The sequence below is a fragment of the Streptomyces sp. CA189 genome, from assembly GCF_056428985.1.
The window spans coordinates 1-857 of record NZ_JBWJVM010000194.1 but is presented as its reverse complement, the minus strand read 5'-3'; the positions used below and the strand labels follow the sequence as shown (position 1 = coordinate 857).

Here is an 857-nt window from a genome sequence, read left to right as displayed (position 1 = left end):
CTAGATGATTGATTCCGAGGTCAGTGGTCGTAGGCGGTCAGTGATCGGATGACGGGTCCACCGGTCTTGTGGTTGTGCCAGATCGCGGCGGTCAGGGCGAGGAGTCGTTGCAGGACTCGGACGGTGACCCCGGCGGGTGTGCGGCCACCGTGCCGTTCGAGGTCGAGCTGACCTTTCAGGGTCTGGTTGACCGACTCGATCAGCTGTCGTAACGGCTTGAACAGTGCTGCTCCGGCCCGCTCGGGTTCGCCCTTGCGGGCCGGCCGCAGCAGCCGGACTCCCAGTCCAGCCAGATCCCGTTCGAAATCGCGGCCGTAGTAGTTCTTGTCCGCGAGCAGAGTCGGCCTGCGGCGGTCGGCGAGCAGGCCGGGCTCGACGTGGAAGATGTCGAGCAGTACCTTGCGTTCGACGGCCTTCGCGCCGGTCAAAGCGAACGCAACGGGCAGGCCGTGCAGGGTGCAGACCAGATGCAGGCGCAGGCCCCAGAAGAACCGCGAGTGGCTGGCGCAGTAGCCATACTCGGCCCATCCGGCCAGGTCAGAGCGTTTTGCGGTCTCGCGGGAACGTCCGCACTCCACTGGCGTGGAGTCCACGATCCACACGTCATCCGTCCACAGGACGGTGTCGGTGGCCAGCTCCCGCAAGACCGCTTTGACCAGGCCGGCGGACCGTCGCAGACGCTTGTTCCAGCCCGGCTGCTGGGGCAGGTACGGGAAGAGATACCGCAGGTGGGCGTGGGCATGGCGTAGCCAGCGGGCCTCGGAGACGAAGCCCAGCAGGGCCTGCATCACCGCGAGGGTGACCAGCTCCGCGTCGCTGAGCTTCGGCTCCAGGCCCACTCGCGGCCGCCACGGAGC

1 protein-coding gene is annotated in these 857 nt (G+C 67.2%); it reads right to left on the bottom strand.

Going from position 1 to position 857, the window contains the following annotated elements:
• Positions 1–20: 20 nt before the first annotated feature.
• A partial coding sequence (locus tag AC061S_RS44485; RefSeq protein ID WP_478691583.1) for an IS982 family transposase occupies positions 21–857 on the bottom strand: 837 nt, incomplete at its 5' end.